This is a genomic window from Domibacillus sp. F004 (assembly GCF_057814295.1).
Genome location: NZ_JBVATB010000001.1, coordinates 308,555 through 323,026 on the forward strand (window position 1 = coordinate 308,555; position 14,472 = coordinate 323,026).

General features: G+C 39.7%; 19 protein-coding genes. 16 read left to right on the top strand and 3 right to left on the bottom strand.

Annotation, left to right across the window (positions count from 1 at the left end; genetic code table 11):
* Nucleotides 1-21: 21 nt before the first annotated feature.
* The 6 genes from rpmG (at nt 22) to ACZYRN_RS01680 (ending at nt 5,788) form a co-directional block, all read left to right on the top strand.
* Nucleotides 22-171 (top strand): 50S ribosomal protein L33, encoded by a 150-nt coding sequence (gene rpmG, locus ACZYRN_RS01655; protein ID WP_018393928.1) that lies wholly within the window; start codon nt 22-24, stop codon nt 169-171.
* Between the two features lie 42 nt (nt 172-213).
* Nucleotides 214-780, top strand: coding sequence for a 5-formyltetrahydrofolate cyclo-ligase (locus ACZYRN_RS01660; RefSeq protein ID WP_488909762.1), 567 nt, complete (start codon nt 214-216; stop codon nt 778-780).
* Nucleotides 781-831: 51 nt separating this feature from the next.
* Nucleotides 832-2,394 (top strand): rhomboid family intramembrane serine protease, encoded by a 1,563-nt coding sequence (locus ACZYRN_RS01665; protein WP_488909763.1) that lies wholly within the window; start codon nt 832-834, stop codon nt 2,392-2,394.
* A gap of 2 nt (nt 2,395-2,396) precedes the next feature.
* A complete protein-coding gene (locus ACZYRN_RS01670) occupies nt 2,397-2,609 on the top strand; it encodes a YqgQ family protein (protein ID WP_488909764.1) in 213 nt (70 codons plus the stop codon).
* The gene (locus tag ACZYRN_RS01675; protein ID WP_488909765.1) at nt 2,609-3,538 is read left to right on the top strand and encodes an ROK family glucokinase; all 930 of its coding nucleotides are present in this window, start codon (nt 2,609-2,611) and stop codon (nt 3,536-3,538) included. The genes ACZYRN_RS01670 and ACZYRN_RS01675 overlap by 1 nt, the downstream gene beginning before the upstream one ends.
* A gap of 375 nt (nt 3,539-3,913) precedes the next feature.
* Nucleotides 3,914-5,788, top strand: coding sequence for an LTA synthase family protein (locus ACZYRN_RS01680; protein WP_488909766.1), 1,875 nt, complete (start codon nt 3,914-3,916; stop codon nt 5,786-5,788).
* A 66-nt stretch (nt 5,789-5,854) separates the two neighbouring features.
* On the opposite strand, the gene ACZYRN_RS01685 is transcribed toward ACZYRN_RS01680, so the two are convergent.
* Nucleotides 5,855-6,031 carry a DUF2759 domain-containing protein gene (locus ACZYRN_RS01685; RefSeq protein WP_488909767.1) on the bottom strand — a complete coding sequence of 59 codons (177 nt, stop codon included), beginning with the start codon at nt 6,029-6,031 and terminating at the stop codon, nt 5,855-5,857.
* 178 nt (nt 6,032-6,209) lie between these two features.
* Here ACZYRN_RS01685 and ACZYRN_RS01690 point away from each other — a divergent pair, with 178 nt between their 5' ends.
* The 10 genes from ACZYRN_RS01690 (at nt 6,210) to ACZYRN_RS01735 (ending at nt 12,068) form a co-directional block, all read left to right on the top strand.
* On the top strand, nt 6,210-6,839 hold the full coding sequence (locus ACZYRN_RS01690; protein ID WP_488909768.1) for an MBL fold metallo-hydrolase: 630 nt from the start codon (nt 6,210-6,212) through the stop codon (nt 6,837-6,839).
* A 166-nt stretch (nt 6,840-7,005) separates the two neighbouring features.
* A complete protein-coding gene (locus ACZYRN_RS01695; RefSeq protein ID WP_488909769.1) occupies nt 7,006-7,698 on the top strand; it encodes a helix-turn-helix transcriptional regulator in 693 nt (230 codons plus the stop codon).
* 81 nt (nt 7,699-7,779) lie between these two features.
* Complete coding sequence (locus tag ACZYRN_RS01700; RefSeq protein WP_018393919.1) at nt 7,780-8,004, top strand: DUF2626 domain-containing protein; 225 nt, start codon at nt 7,780-7,782, stop codon at nt 8,002-8,004.
* Between the two features lie 150 nt (nt 8,005-8,154).
* A complete protein-coding gene (comGA, locus tag ACZYRN_RS01705) occupies nt 8,155-9,228 on the top strand; it encodes a competence type IV pilus ATPase ComGA (protein ID WP_488909770.1) in 1,074 nt (357 codons plus the stop codon).
* The gene (gene comGB / locus ACZYRN_RS01710; RefSeq protein ID WP_488909771.1) at nt 9,200-10,228 is read left to right on the top strand and encodes a competence type IV pilus assembly protein ComGB; all 1,029 of its coding nucleotides are present in this window, start codon (nt 9,200-9,202) and stop codon (nt 10,226-10,228) included. Before comGA ends, comGB begins: the two co-directional genes overlap by 29 nt.
* Nucleotides 10,229-10,243: 15 nt before the next feature.
* Nucleotides 10,244-10,564 carry a competence type IV pilus major pilin ComGC gene (gene comGC / locus ACZYRN_RS01715; protein ID WP_488909772.1) on the top strand — a complete coding sequence of 107 codons (321 nt, stop codon included), beginning with the start codon at nt 10,244-10,246 and terminating at the stop codon, nt 10,562-10,564.
* Nucleotides 10,554-10,997, top strand: a complete 444-nt coding sequence (gene comGD / locus ACZYRN_RS01720; RefSeq protein ID WP_488909773.1) for a competence type IV pilus minor pilin ComGD — start codon at nt 10,554-10,556, stop codon at nt 10,995-10,997. The genes comGC and comGD overlap by 11 nt, the downstream gene beginning before the upstream one ends.
* 13 nt (nt 10,998-11,010) lie before the next feature.
* The gene (locus tag ACZYRN_RS01725) at nt 11,011-11,295 is read left to right on the top strand and encodes a hypothetical protein (protein ID WP_488909774.1); all 285 of its coding nucleotides are present in this window, start codon (nt 11,011-11,013) and stop codon (nt 11,293-11,295) included.
* Nucleotides 11,234-11,710 carry a competence type IV pilus minor pilin ComGF gene (gene comGF / locus ACZYRN_RS01730; RefSeq protein ID WP_488909775.1) on the top strand — a complete coding sequence of 159 codons (477 nt, stop codon included), beginning with the start codon at nt 11,234-11,236 and terminating at the stop codon, nt 11,708-11,710. The genes ACZYRN_RS01725 and comGF overlap by 62 nt, the downstream gene beginning before the upstream one ends.
* A gap of 28 nt (nt 11,711-11,738) precedes the next feature.
* Nucleotides 11,739-12,068 (top strand): hypothetical protein, encoded by a 330-nt coding sequence (locus ACZYRN_RS01735; RefSeq protein WP_488909776.1) that lies wholly within the window; start codon nt 11,739-11,741, stop codon nt 12,066-12,068.
* Here ACZYRN_RS01735 and ACZYRN_RS01740 read toward each other — a convergent pair.
* Both ACZYRN_RS01740 and ACZYRN_RS01745 read right to left on the bottom strand, forming a co-directional pair.
* Nucleotides 12,043-12,846: a YqhG family protein gene (locus tag ACZYRN_RS01740; RefSeq protein ID WP_488909777.1), complete on the bottom strand. Its 804-nt coding sequence runs from the start codon at nt 12,844-12,846 to the stop codon at nt 12,043-12,045. The two genes, ACZYRN_RS01735 and ACZYRN_RS01740, sit on opposite strands and share 26 nt — an antisense overlap.
* A 7-nt stretch (nt 12,847-12,853) precedes the next feature.
* The gene (locus tag ACZYRN_RS01745; protein WP_488909778.1) at nt 12,854-14,440 is read right to left on the bottom strand and encodes a DEAD/DEAH box helicase; all 1,587 of its coding nucleotides are present in this window, start codon (nt 14,438-14,440) and stop codon (nt 12,854-12,856) included.
* Nucleotides 14,441-14,472 lie beyond the last annotated feature (32 nt).

Genomic DNA, 14,472 nt, shown 5'->3' on the forward strand with positions numbered 1-14,472 from the left:
AAGTTTGGAGGGAAATAAACTATGCGTGTAAATATTACATTGGCTTGCACTGAGAGCGGTGATCGCAACTACATCACAACAAAAAACAAACGTAACAACCCGGATCGTCTCGAGTTGAAAAAATACAGCCCGCGATTGAAAAAAATGACAGTGCATCGTGAAACGAAGTAAACAGCAGGGAATTTTCCTGCTGTTTTTCTTTTGGAGGGAATCATGAATAAAACACAATTGAGATTGCATATAAAAAAGAAGTTACGAGCACTTGAAAAAACAGAATATGAACAGCGATGTCATCTTATTACAAAACAATTGTATGCGCTTCCTGAATGGCAGGAATCTAACGTAGTTGGATTAACGGTATCTGCACCGTTCGAAGTTGATACGTGGTCCATTATTCGTCATGCGTGGATAAATGGGAAAAAGGTGTGTGTGCCAAAGTGTGTACCGGTAACGAAAGAGATGCAATTTTACCTTCTTTCTGATTTTCAAAAACTGGAGAAAGTATATGCAGGCATATATGAACCAATCATTGATCAAAAAAGCGCTATAGGTTGTGAATGTATTGATTTCATGATTGTTCCGGGACTATTATTTAATAAGAATGGATATAGAATTGGATTTGGCGGCGGATATTATGATCGTTACTTACGAGGCTTTACAGGCCATACCGTATCACTGGCATTTTCATTTCAGTTAAGTGATAACATCCCGGTAGAAGTACATGATTTACCTGTTCAGAAAATTGTAACAGACGAATGTCTCATAAATTGTATGAAGTAGCTCTTCTTGCTTTACCAGCTGAATGTGTTCCGCTATAGTGAGAACAACAAGATGTACGAAAGTAGTGATGAGATGAATGTACAAACAGATGTGATCTTTTGGCGGCTGGCGTTTTTTTTCGTTATCGAGCAAGAGTATACCATTGCCCGCTTAAGTCAGGACAAACAGGAAATGTGGCTGGAAAACCGTTCAAATAAAGATGCAATGCTTATAAGGCTAAAAAATCAAAATCTCGGGTGGGCGGCAGATCTCGGCCGGGATGTAAAACGAATTGTCTGGAATGGTGAACAAATTCGTAAAAAAATAGGTATGAGAAAACTGTCTTTATTGAATATTGTGGTTTCTCAATACCCTCCAGTCGATGAATATGAAAGCTATTTACAACCTGTTCTGTCAACAAAAGGCGGGAAAACGAAGGTAGACACATTACTTTTTACACAAAAAGATCTCAATCAGCCGCTACGTCAATTAGGATCAGTTTTATCGCCTGTTCCAGAACGGCGCGATTTTGATGGAGCAGAAGAGGAAGCAGCTGCGTATGAGAGGTCGGTTTTATCCCATGAAGTAAAGCGAAAAGAGGAAGAAGAACGCTTTTTTCATTATGGAAAACCATTTTTTACGTATGTTTTTACCGCCGTTAACATTATTCTTTTTATTATGATGACACTTGCTGGGGGGAGCACAAATACAACCGTATTGCTTAACTTTGGTGCGAAATTCAACCCACTTATTTTAGAAGGAGAGTGGTGGCGGTTCATTACACCGATGTTCTTACATATCGGTCTTCTTCATCTCATTATGAATTCGCTTGCTCTTTATTATTTAGGTATAGCAGTCGAACAAATTTATGGCCGTCTTCGTTTTATATGGATTTATTTGTTTTCCGGATTTACCGGCAGTCTGCTCAGTTTTTTATTAACACCTAACTTGGCAGCCGGTGCGAGTGGCGCAATTTTTGGTTTGTTCGGGGCACTGCTCTATTTTGGCGCTACAAAGCCGAAACTGTTTTTTCGGACAATGGGCATGAATGTGCTTTTTGTAATTGTGATTAACCTTGCCTTTGGGTTTTCGGTTTCGGGAATTGACAATGCAGGGCATATCGGCGGATTGATTGGTGGCTTCCTCGCGACAGGTATTGTTCATTTTCCAAAAAAACGCCGAGTTCTACAGCAACTCGCTTTTACCCTTGCGACCATGGCAGCAGTGGTAACGGGGCTCATGCTTGGTTTTCAAAGCGGTTATGCAGCACTTGATGCAAATTCCGTTAATTTGCGCGTTCAAGAAGAAATCAATGCCGGGAATGATGCAGAAGCAGAGCAAATACTGAAGGCATTTTTAGAAGACGGTGGTGAAGCTTCGGCAGAAACGTATTTTTATCTCGCGTTCATTGAGATGGGAGATGGGCGTCTTGTAGAAGCCGAGCAGAATTTGAAACAGGCTATCCGCGAACGGGCTAATTTTCATGAGGCGTATTTTAATCTGGCACTCATTTACGTGGAAAATGGGCAATTGGAAAAAGCAAAGCAATCTGTAGAAAAAGCACTTGTCTATGCTCCGGAAGAGACGAACTATCAGGAGTTGGAAAAAAACTTGAATAATGGGTCAGGTGAATAAAATTGAGAACAATTTATGACGTGCAGCAGTTATTGAAACGGTACGGTGTATTTGTTTATATTGGTAACCGAGTGGCGGACTTGCAGTTAATGGAAGTTGAGTTGAAGGAGCTGTATCAATCGCAGCTCGTTGAAACGCAAGAATATCAGATGGCGCTTTTGCTTTTGCGCCAAAACATTGCACTTGAAAAAGAAAAAGAACAGGAGAATAGATGATGGGAGAAAAAAGACTTGCGGCAATTGATATTGGCGGCACAACGATTAAAATGGCTTTTTTAACAATAGAAGGCGATATTATTCGCAAGTGGGCGATCCCGACAGATCGAGCAGATGGCGGTAAAAATATTGTGACACACATCGCTTGTTCTTATTTAGCTGAACTGAAACGGGAGGGCTTGACAACTAGTGATGTGATTGCAGTGGGTGTTGGCGCACCGGGTCCCGCCGATCCAATAGAAGGAACGATTTCCGGGGCCGTAAACCTTGGCTGGACAAATAACTATCCATTAAAGAAATTACTCGAAGAAGCGCTTGAACGGCCAGTTTTTATCGAAAATGACGCGAACTGTGCAGCACTTGGTGAAATGTGGAAGGGCGCTGGAAACGGGACAGGAGATATTGTCTGTATAACACTTGGAACGGGTGTTGGTGGCGGAGTCGTATCAAAAGGAATGATTATTACCGGTGTAAGCGGATCAGCTGGCGAAATAGGCCACATTACGGTAGTTCCGGAAAATGGAATTTTGTGCAACTGTGGGAAGCGAGGCTGTCTAGAAACGGTAGCGTCTGCAACAGGCATTATTAATCTTTATAAGAAAGAAGGAAAAGAAGCACCTGATGCCCGAACAGTATTTGTTCAGGCATCAAAAGGTGATGAAGCAGCGAAACGGGTTATTGACCGGTGTGCGTTTTATCTTGGGCTTGCTGTAGGCAATATAGTTAATACGATTAATCCAGCAAAAATTGTTGTGGGCGGTGGCGTATCAGAGGCAGGCGATGCGCTTCTTTTGCCACTTGAACAATATGTACGCCAGTTTACCTTTCCGAGAGCGATGGATGTGCTTTCTATTGAAAAAGCAATACTTGGCAACGATGCGGGTGTAATCGGCGCGGCCTATCTTGCCAAAGTAAAGACAATTTCTTAACAAAGCTAGTCCGCAGTTGGGATCCCTCAAAAAAGATTACTATTATTTTTTAGCATACAATATAGTATATAGAAGTAAAATAAAAGGATGAGGCGCTACCTATCGTAGCTCCTCACCTTTTTTTCTTTTAGAGTGATTGCCAATAGGACAGGCTTTTTTATGAAACTTTTTAACAATTGGTACGTATCAATAGTATGTAAAATCGTCATGGAAATATTATAAAGACTTTTTGTATGGTTCTGTTTGATTTTTTGTAAAAAAAGTATTAAGATTGTGGAAGACAATTTACAAAGGTTGTGGAAGACAATTTACAAAGGTTGAGAGTTTATTTCAACCCCAGAACGATGTTACAGATGTAACGAGGAGGCTGGATACATGAAAAGAACAATTCGCAGCAGCAACATATCGCTTATTGCTGTGGCCATTTTGTTCTTATGGATGAAGACATACATCGTCTATAAAACAAGCTTTAATATTGATATTGAAAATGCATTGCAAGAGATTATTTTACTGATTAATCCAATTAGTTTTATTATGCTGGTAATGGGAATCGGCTTTTTGTTTAAAAAGGATAAAACACGAAATTATTATTTGCTCACAATGAGTTTTTTATTAAGCTTTTTGCTATATGCAAACGTTGTGTTTTACCGCTTTTTTAATGATTTTATTACAATGCCGTTGCTATTCCAGACAAGTAACTTTGCTGATCTTGGCAACAGTGTAACAGAAGAATTTAGTCTGACTGACATCTTATATTTTGTAGATGTCATTATTTTATTCCTTCTGTTGAAATTTAAGCCATCGTTTGTGAAATTCCGACCGATGTCAAAAATGAATCGTCGTGCGTATTTTTTATCGGCAGCTGCGATTATGTTTTTAAACCTGGGTCTTGCTGAAATTGAACGTCCGCAATTATTGACAAGAACATTCGATCGCGAGATGCTTGTCAAAAATATTGGTACATTTAACTATCATATTTACGACGTCTTTTTACAGTCAAAATCATCTGCACAGCGTGCACTTGCTGATGGCAGTGAAATGACGGAAGTAGACAACTTTGCAGATGCTAAATATGCGGCACCGAATGATGATTTATTCGGTGTGGCAAAAGGCAAAAATTTAATTATGGTATCAGTAGAATCGACACAGTCATTTGTATTGAATAATAAAGTGAATGATCAGGAGATTACACCATTTTTAAATGGATTTGCGAAAGAAAGCTTAAACTATACAAACTTTTATCATCAAACGGGACAGGGAAAGACATCCGATGCTGAATTTGTAACAGAAAACTCACTTTATCCGCTTAGCCGTGGAGCTGTGTTCTTTACTCATTCAGGTAATGAATTCAATTCAATGGCTGAAAAACTAGCGGAGAACGGCTATTATACGAATGCAATGCACGCGAATAATAAAAGTTTCTGGAACCGTGATATTATGTATGATTCAATCGGATATGAGCGTTTCTACGATGAGGAAGATTATGAGATAACAGAAGATAACAGTGTCAACTGGGGAATGAAAGACATGCCGTTCTTTGAACAGTCTGTCGGTTTAATGAAAGAGATGCCGAAGCCGTTTTATTCTAAAATGCTTACATTAACGAATCATCACCCATTCTATTATGATGAAGAAGACAAAATGATTGATGAATATAATTCAAACAGCGGTACACTGAATCGTTATTTTGTAACGGTCCGCTACACAGATGAAGCATTAAAACGTTTTGTTGAAGAATTGAAGGCATCTGGACTGTATGAAAACTCCGTTATTGTGCTGTATGGGGATCATTATGGTATTTCGGAGAATCATAATGAAGCAATGTCCCAATACCTCGGTAAAGAAGTAACACCATTTGTATCGGCGCAGCTTCAAAAAGTGCCATTTATGATTCACATTCCAGGTGTCGATGGACGGGAAATTTCAACGGTCGGTGGACAGATTGATGTTCGTCCAACATTGATGCATTTATTTGGAATTGATACAAAAGGGGATATTCAATTCGGCCAGGATTTGAATTCGGATGATCACGAAAGCTTTGCAGCATTCCGTGATGGCCGTTTTGTGACCGAAGATTATGTTTATGCAGACAGCAAGTGCTGGGATAAAACAACTGAACAACCGACGGATAGTAGTTACTGTGAACCTTATATCGAAAAAGCAGCAGCAGAATTAAACTACTCCGACCGTATTGTTTACGGAGACCTGCTTCGTTTCTATGACCCGGATTCTGCAAAAAAAGAACAATAAAAAAACTGCCTTTCGGGGCAGTTTTTTTATATGAAAAAAGCACCCGTTACAAACGGATGCCTGTTTTTAGTGTGCTGCTGGATAGCCGTGGTTAATAATTGTCATGATTGTAAACCAGCCGATAACGCCGGCAGTGCCGAGGCCAAAGAAAATACCAAGCGGGTTTTTGTTTTTCAAGGCGCTGATTGTGCCGAATACAGCAAGAATCGCCACTAGAGCGAAAATAATCGTTAAACCGTTCATTTCACCAAACCCCTTTCATATTAAATCAATAAAAGAAAAAACTATGTAATGGCAGGATACACAACATTATTGTATAGTGTTTTACTCCTTTTGTCGAGAGAGAAAACGCATTGTTCTTTTATCAGACAAGATTTCCTGTTACGATATAATAGTACGAAAAAGGAGAGGTGAAGAACATATGGATTGGACACAATTACCACTTGGTCCGCTTGCAACGAATTGCTATGTACTTTCTCATAAAACAGAATGCATTATTTTTGATCCAGGTTCCGAGGGAGAAACATTAGCTGAGTGGTTGAATGAAAATAGTTTAAAGCCGCTTGCTGTACTGCTCACACATGCCCATTTTGATCATATCGGAGCCGTTGACCATATTAGACAAACGTTTAGCAGTCCTGTTTACATTCATAAAGCAGAAGAACAGTGGCTCGAAAATCCGGAATTAAATGGTTCAAGTCGATTTGGAATGGGAGCGATTACAGCATCACCAGCAGACTTTATCTTACAAAAGGAAGAAGAACTTATAATCGGTCCATTTCACTTTAAACTGTTTCATACACCGGGTCATTCCCCTGGCAGTATCTCTTATTATTTTGAAGAAGGCGGCTCATTATTTGCCGGAGACACATTATTTATGGGTAGCATTGGACGGACGGATCTTCCCGGAGGCAACCACCAGGATCTGCTTGACAGTATCCATAATAAGCTGTTGGTCTTACCAGAAGAAACGATTGTGCTGCCTGGACATGGACCAGCTACGTCTCTTGCTAGTGAAATGGACAGTAATCCATTTTTAAATGGTTTTTAAGCAAAATAAAAAAATATCGGAATACTCATGATTAACGGTCGTTATATATTATTTCAATATTCACGATCCTGTCTTTTTTTCGTCACACGTGGAAAGTATGACTTTTATCATTTTCCACCATCAGATTGTTGTTTATAATAAATAAAAACAACAGCGGGGTGGTATATTGAATACAATCTTAAAAGTGACAGGTACACTGGCTGATGCAACTAGATATTCAATTTATGAATATCTATTAAAAGGACAGAATGAAGTTACTGTACAGGATGTAGCGAATGAATTTGGCATTCACCCAAATGTTGCACGCCTTCATTTGACGAAATTAGAAAATGTTCAATTGATCTGTTCTCATTTAAATAAAACTGGAAAAGGCGGCCGGCCAGGTAAAATGTATAGACCAGCAGAAAAAGCGATACAGCTATCATTTCCGCATCGAGATTATCAACTACTTACCGGTATTTTAGCAGAAACAGTGCGTATGTTTGGTGAGGGTGGATTGAAAATAGCTACAGCAGCAGCCATTAAAGCAGGCCGTTATGCAGTTGAGTCTAGGATTGGGAAATCATCATCTTCTTTAACAGAAAATCAGAAAATTTCACTCCTCCAGTCACTGGCTGCTCGGATTGGTTATGTGCCGGAAGTGGAGCATAGAGAAGACGGATTGTATGTTCAATTTATTATATACAACTGTCCATTTAAAGAAATGCTTCATGATGAGGCTGATATTACATGCAAAATTCATACTGCTTTCTTAAAAGGCACACTAGAAGCACTATTTAATGATGTGCAATTGCGTCAAAAAACCACCATGCTAGAAGGTTGTCAAAATTGTACGTATCACGCAATCGTCACAAACTGACTGAAAGAAACATTTACAAAGCTGTCACTGTTCCTTTATAATATGATATTGATGGAGTGTACGATAAAGGAGGGATACTTAATGGATCGCATGTTTCGCATGATGGCATTCTGGACCGGGATCTTCTCATTGATGTTTTATCTCGGACACATGGATAAAACTGCATTGCTTTTCCTCGGTCAAACTGGCTTTTTCTTATTATTAGGTTATTTACGTCTCACTGAACGCATGTATATTTACGTTTTTTTCGCATATTTGACCGTTTCTTTTGCAGGCTTTACATACTGGTCAACGTTCATGATGTAATCAAAAAAAGCGGTGAAAATAAATTCCGCTATAAGTCTTTAAAGCAATTTGCTTTAAAGGCTTTTTTGTTAAGATTTTGTAAAATTCAAAATAAACGATGAAGTTGTCTGAGAAATGTAGTATGGTGAAAAAAAGAAAGCAGGTGATAGTTTGCACGTTGAACAAAAAATTAAACATGTCCTTATGACTGCGGCTCAGATGCAGGCAACAGATATCCATTTAACACCAAAAACAAATGGCTACGTAATGAAAATTCGAGCAGGCGGTACACTGACTGATATCGATTCATTTTCCACTCATGAAGGGGAACGAATGATATCTTATTTAAAGTTCGCTGCATCGATGGATATCGGTGAAAAGCGAAAGCCGCAGAGCGGGGCATTTAAACAGATCATTAACGGCATTTTGACTTCTCTCCGCATTTCAACATTACCAGCCATTCCTCAAAAAGAAAGTCTTGTTATTCGGCTCCTGCCGCAAGAACACGTACCATCTCTTTCTAACCTAACTCTTTTTCCTGAAACAGCAAAAAAATTAACATCATTATTAAACCATTCAACTGGCCTCGTTTTGCTCAGTGGTCCAACGGGAAGCGGTAAATCGACCACACTTTACTCCATGATTCAGCACTGTGCTGCAACGCTAAATAAACATGTTATTACCCTCGAAGATCCTGTCGAAAAACAACATGATTCCTTATTACAAATACAAGTAAATGAAAAAGCAGGCATTACATATGCTACTGGGTTAAAAGCAATTTTACGACATGATCCCGATGTGATTATGGTTGGAGAAATACGTGATGAAGAAACGGCTCGAGTTGCCGTTAGAAGTGCCCTTACTGGACATTTGGTCATGTCAACCATTCATGCCCGTGATACAGCAGGCGTCATTGGCCGTCTCCTCGAATTTGGTGTTACAGATCATGAAATCAGCCAAACAATCGTGGGGATTACTGCACAAAGACTTGTGCGTATCCGATGTTCTAAATGCAGCGATCAATGTACGCCTGATTGTGCTCATGGTACACGTCAAGCTATCGTATGTGAGCTTTTATCTGGACGCGTGCTTGCCTCTGTTTTAAAGGGGGTGAGGACGGAAGACTGTCGTATAACATATAAGCGGTTGAAGGATGAAATTGGAAAGGGGATTGCCTATGGATATCTCTCCAAGGAGGAGTGGACTCGCTGGGTTTTTGAAGAAGCGGACGGCAGCGAAAAATAGTGCTGAGTTTATTTTTAGACTTGGTGAAATGCTTACAAAAGGATTTACGATCAGAGAGTCAATGGATTTTTTAATGTTAAACGTACCGGGAATCAACGGGAAACAAATGAAACACATCCGGCAAATGCTGCAAGCCGGAACACCTCTGCACGAACTTCTGCCTATTCTTCATGTGCCATCGCTTATTTGTCTTCAAGTGTATTTTGCCGAAAAACACGGGAATGTACAGGATACACTCATTCATGCAGGAACACAATGGAAAAAATCTGAACAGTCAAAAGACAAATTAATGAAATTGCTTCAGTACCCTATTTTTCTATTCTTTTTATTAGTGATGCTTCTGGTAGTTCTGAATACATTTGTTTTGCCACAATTTCATGATCTGCATGCATCGATGGGGTACCAGCCTAGAGGCATAACTTTAGTACTGCTGTTTTTTCTGGAATGGGTGCCTCCGATCGTGCTCATGTTACTACCATGTATGATGGGCCTATTATTCTTTCTTTATGCACGTTATCGTCTACTCTCACCAAAAAAGAAAGCAGATATGCTTATCCGCATTCCGTACGTCCGTACATTTTTTCAACTCTATTTTACACGTCTCTTTGCCCGTGAGTCCGCTCAGTTGTTAAATAGCGGATTTGCTGTTAATGAAATGCTCCATGTATTTGAGCAACAGAACATATATCCGATGCTCACGGCAGTTTCGGAAATAATTGATAAACGCTTAATGAATGGTGAATCACTTCAAGAAGCGATTAAACAAGTTGCGTGGTTTGATGAAAAGTTATCGGCTTTAACTGGTTATGGTGGAACTAATGGACGCCTTGGTGAAGAGTTGCTTATGTATGCCGAGTTTTGTGATGAACTGGTTGAAGAAAAAATAAAAAAATTGACGGGCTTTATCCAGCCAGCTGTTTTTTTATTTATAGGAGCAGTAGTCATGATCGTCTACTTATCTGTCATGCTGCCGATGTTTGAAATGATGGGCTCAGTATAAAAGGAGGAATAGAAGATGAAAAAGTGGCTGCAGAATGAAAAGGGCTTTACCCTAATTGAGATGATGATTGTTTTACTTGTTATTACGGTTTTGTTGTTTATCGCGATTCCGAACGTAGCAAAACAAAGCCAAAATATCAATGCAAAAGGATGCGACGCTTTTGCGCATATGGTACAAGGCCAGGTGCAGGCATACCGGATTGACAATGAGAAATTTCCCGATTCTATTGAAACGATGGTAACGGATGGATATTTGAGGGAAAATGAAACGAAATGCCCTGGTGGCGGAGATATTACCATTGATGCGGAAGGCAAAGTTTTGGTAAGTGAAACATAAAGAAGGCGGCTTTACGCTGTTGGAAACGATGCTTGTATTAACGGTGTTTATGGCTTGCTTTGGGGCAGTGCTCATTCCTGTTTTGAATGTAACAAATGAAGTGAACGAACAGCAGTTTTTTAACCAGCTAGAGCGTGATTTATTTGAAGCGCAGTCATATGCAATTTTGAATAACGTGAATGTTATGGTTCATTTTTATGAGTCAAATCAGCATAAATATAGTGTTTTCACGTATGAACAGCCCCGGCAGATTTTAGTCGAGAGGGAGATTCCCGCGCACTTCATTCCTGTAAAGGGAAGTATGATGGATATTATGTTTCAAAAAACGGGGATGACGAACCGGTTTGGCACTGTTTATTTTAAGTCAGAAGAGAAGCGAACGAAACTTATTTTTTTAATTGGAAGGGGACGTTTTTATTTTCTGGAAGAGTGAAGACGGCTTTACAATGGCTGAAAGTCTTCTAGCGCTAACTGCATTATTTGTTGCAGCTTCTGTTATTTTGCCATTTTGCATGAGAATTGAAGCGGAAACGTCAAGTAGATGGGAGCGTCAGGAAGGAATGAGAAAATTATATGAAGAAGCAGAATCGAGGTTGTATGAATCTCCTTCCTTCACATATGAAATGGACACGCCTAATTTTACAGGTCGTATCTATTGGGAAATGGAGAATGAAAAAAATCGGGCGTGTGTATCAACTGCTGATAAAACGGTTTGTGTATCAGAACAATAGAGGATACACACTTGCTGAAGCTCTTATTGCACTGACTGTGTTCATGACATGCGCTGCATCGTTTCCATTAATATATGATGCAGTGTATCGTATAGTGGAAACAAGCAAATCTGAAAAAAATACGGAATGGGAAATTTTTATTGTACAGCTGCGCAATGAGCTGCATAAATCTAGTAACTGGCATGTAGTGGGCGGGAAACTTAATTATGGAGTGGAAGGATCGATTACATCGATCAGCCAGTATGAGGATAAACTGCGGAGACAAATAAACGGGCAGGGGCATGAAGTGATGCTGCAAAATGTGAAAAAAGCGGCATTTGCACTCGAAGGAGGGAAATTGTATATACATGTTACTTTTCAAAATGGAGAAGAAGAAGGAACATCGCTTTATCCATTTAATCAAGTGTCTTCGTAAAAACGAGTCGGGGATGATTTATCCCCACGTGTTAGTACTGCTTTTTTTGATGAGTGCTGCTGCTGTAACAGCAACAGATGCAGCAGTGACAAAAATGAAAACAGCTGATCAGTTGACAGAATACTATGAAATGCGGCTAGTTGAACTGATGGCGGTTAGAGCCTTCTTAAAAAACTCGGACACTGCTGCTTTTACAATGAAAACAAATAAAGGAACAACAAATGTACAGCTATTAGAGCAATCAGAAATAGAACAAAGCGTACATATTGCGACAACAAGAGGAGAACGGCAGTTTTATGCTACCTTTCTTTATAATAAAGAGAACCATCAATTTATAAAGCGGATTGAGCATCAGTAAATGAGTGATAGCGGTCAGCTGATAAATAGAGAAGCCCGCCGTTCCAGACAGATAGCCGAATAACGGGTTCGAAACGGCGGATAATCGCTTCTTTCTCACGCGTGTAATCCTCGCTGTCATCTGGATTATTTTCATAAAAAGAACGAAGTAATGAAAGTTCCTTTACCTGTTTATTTTTTGCTTCTTTTGCCCATATGTGATTTTCCTGATGGAGTTCGTTCATTATCATTTGCTGAAGTCGCTTTAGTCCGCTTGTGGGCGTAATAAAGGGCGATAACACGTAATGGAAGGAAGGGATCGTTTGGGCAAAAGGAACATCACTTATTTTATTTAAAAAGTTTCGCTGAACTGTTCCGCTAATTAAGTGGAGAGCAATTGACTCCATTCTTTCCTTTTTTCCATTCGCTTCATACGAAATTAAAAAATGGACGAACAGCCATGGTTCTAGTTGAAGAGGCTGTTCGGATGAACACTCTTCGTATAGACGGATAAATTGTGACTGTTGTCCGGCATAATGAAGCAATTGATGAAACCTAGGTGAACCAAAGCTAATGTATTCTTCGTAGGTACGCAGCGGCTGACCGGTGTCATTTACATAAAAAGAAACAGTCAAAGGTACTCCTTTTTCATTTAACTGATCTTTATAGTGCCAGTAAAAAGGACGATTCATAATTGCTCTGTCCATCTGTTCGGTTAACTCTACCGTAATGGACTGATCGTCTTGATGGGTAATAGGACACTCGCAGGCTGTGAAAAATTGTTTGAGAAAAGTCATCATGTATAAGTCACTCCAATGCAGCAGTAAGATTATGAACTTTAATTTCCCATTCACGAATGCTTTTTGAATGATGAAAGGCATCATGTAAATGCTCTTCCACCCAATTTTGTTCCAAAATACCATCCAGCTTGCCAATCGCTGACTGGAATAAATGAATTTTTTCATGCAAAAGTGTAAGCATCCGATCTTCGACGGTTTGCTTATAGGCGAGATGATAAATGTGTACATCTTGAACTTGTCCGAGCCGATGAATACGTCCGATTCGCTGTTCCAACTTCATCGGATTCCACGGAAGATCAAAGTTAATAAGCCGCCGGCAAAATTGTAAATTAAGTCCTTCACTGCCTGACTCTGTTGCGATGAAAACTTGAGCAGGCCCCTTAAACAGTTCAACCATCCAGTCTTTTTTCCCTTTTTTAAAGTTGCCTTGAAAAGAAACAGCTAATAATCCATTTTCCCTAAAATAGTGTTCGAGATAGCGTTGCGTTGCCCGGTACTGTGTAAAGACGATTGTTTTTTCGGAATGCTCTCTCACAATAGCCAATGTTTTTTCTGCTTTCGAATTCAAATTGATTTTTTCAGCTAAAAGGGCAACTTTTTCACAGTTTTCTCCAGTTAGTTTTTGAATCGTGCTGAGCGCGGCATATTTGCTGCTGCATGCTTCCCGTTGCAATGTGAGCAGCGTCATCGCATTTGGAACATTTTCTTTTAAATGAGTAAGTGAATCATAAAATGCTTTTTCTTCTTTTGTTGGGGTGATACGAATCGTTTCGACATGCCGCTTAACGGGCTGTTGGTCTGTCTCCTCTCGCCTGTTTCGAATCATGACTTTTTTCAACAGTTCTTTAAAGGCATCCTCATCGTGAATCGCTCGTTTTCCGTCTTTAAATCGATTATTGAAAGATTCACTATTTCCGAAATGACCGGGTTTTAATAATGAAACGAGATGAAAGAGTTCATCAACATTATTTTGTACAGGTGTCGCCGTTAAAAGCAGACAGTAAGTTTTCGTCAAACGGCGGACGAATTGATAATTTAATGTAGCGGGATTTTTTAGACGGTGTGCTTCGTCAATAATCACCATATCAAACATCGTACTGGCAAAGGCATCTGCATATTTTGGCTGTTTAGCCGAATCAATAGAGGCAATTTGAACACCATTCCACGACCAGTCGGGTTTCTTTTTTTGTACAAGTGCATAAATTTTAAACTTATCACGCAGTTCCTTTGCCCACTGATTGACAAGAGAGGCCGGTGTTAAAATAAGGGTGCGCGATACGAGACCCCTTAACATGTATTCTTTTAAAATAAGACCGGCTTCAATCGTTTTTCCAAGTCCTACTTCATCTGCTAAAATAGCGGTTCCATTCATTTCTTCCATGACCACTCGTGCAGCTTCTATTTGATGTGGCATGAAGTCAATGGAAGGGAGAAAATCTGGTGTCAGCATTCCGTGAAAGTCAGTTGGAATCACGAGTTTTTTTGTTTCGGCAGCTAATGTAAAAAGCGGCCAATTACTGACGGCGGGAGCCGATTGAAGCCAGGCAGGCAGCTGCTGTTCCCATGAATCATCAATTAATATGGGCGGTTTCAACGTGAAAATACCTCCTTTTTAATCTAGTTGCT

What these genes read in the sequence shown, in the direction of transcription:
- ACZYRN_RS01725 (WP_488909774.1), top strand. Translation starts at nt 11,011, where the DNA reads ATGGCTGAAAGTCTTCTAGCGCTAACTGCATTATTTGTTGCAGCTTCT.
- ACZYRN_RS01690 (WP_488909768.1), top strand. Translation starts at nt 6,210, where the DNA reads ATGGATTGGACACAATTACCACTTGGTCCGCTTGCAACGAATTGCTAT.
- rpmG (WP_018393928.1), top strand. Translation starts at nt 22, where the DNA reads ATGCGTGTAAATATTACATTGGCTTGCACTGAGAGCGGTGATCGCAAC.
- ACZYRN_RS01680 (WP_488909766.1), top strand. Translation starts at nt 3,914, where the DNA reads ATGAAAAGAACAATTCGCAGCAGCAACATATCGCTTATTGCTGTGGCC.
- ACZYRN_RS01675 (WP_488909765.1), top strand. Translation starts at nt 2,609, where the DNA reads ATGGGAGAAAAAAGACTTGCGGCAATTGATATTGGCGGCACAACGATT.
- comGC (WP_488909772.1), top strand. Translation starts at nt 10,244, where the DNA reads ATGAAAAAGTGGCTGCAGAATGAAAAGGGCTTTACCCTAATTGAGATG.
- ACZYRN_RS01700 (WP_018393919.1), top strand. Translation starts at nt 7,780, where the DNA reads ATGGATCGCATGTTTCGCATGATGGCATTCTGGACCGGGATCTTCTCA.
- ACZYRN_RS01660 (WP_488909762.1), top strand. Translation starts at nt 214, where the DNA reads ATGAATAAAACACAATTGAGATTGCATATAAAAAAGAAGTTACGAGCA.
- comGF (WP_488909775.1), top strand. Translation starts at nt 11,234, where the DNA reads ATGAAAAAAATCGGGCGTGTGTATCAACTGCTGATAAAACGGTTTGTG.
- ACZYRN_RS01685 (WP_488909767.1), bottom strand. Translation starts at nt 6,031, where the DNA reads ATGAACGGTTTAACGATTATTTTCGCTCTAGTGGCGATTCTTGCTGTA.
- ACZYRN_RS01740 (WP_488909777.1), bottom strand. Translation starts at nt 12,846, where the DNA reads ATGATGACTTTTCTCAAACAATTTTTCACAGCCTGCGAGTGTCCTATT.
- ACZYRN_RS01665 (WP_488909763.1), top strand. Translation starts at nt 832, where the DNA reads ATGTACGAAAGTAGTGATGAGATGAATGTACAAACAGATGTGATCTTT.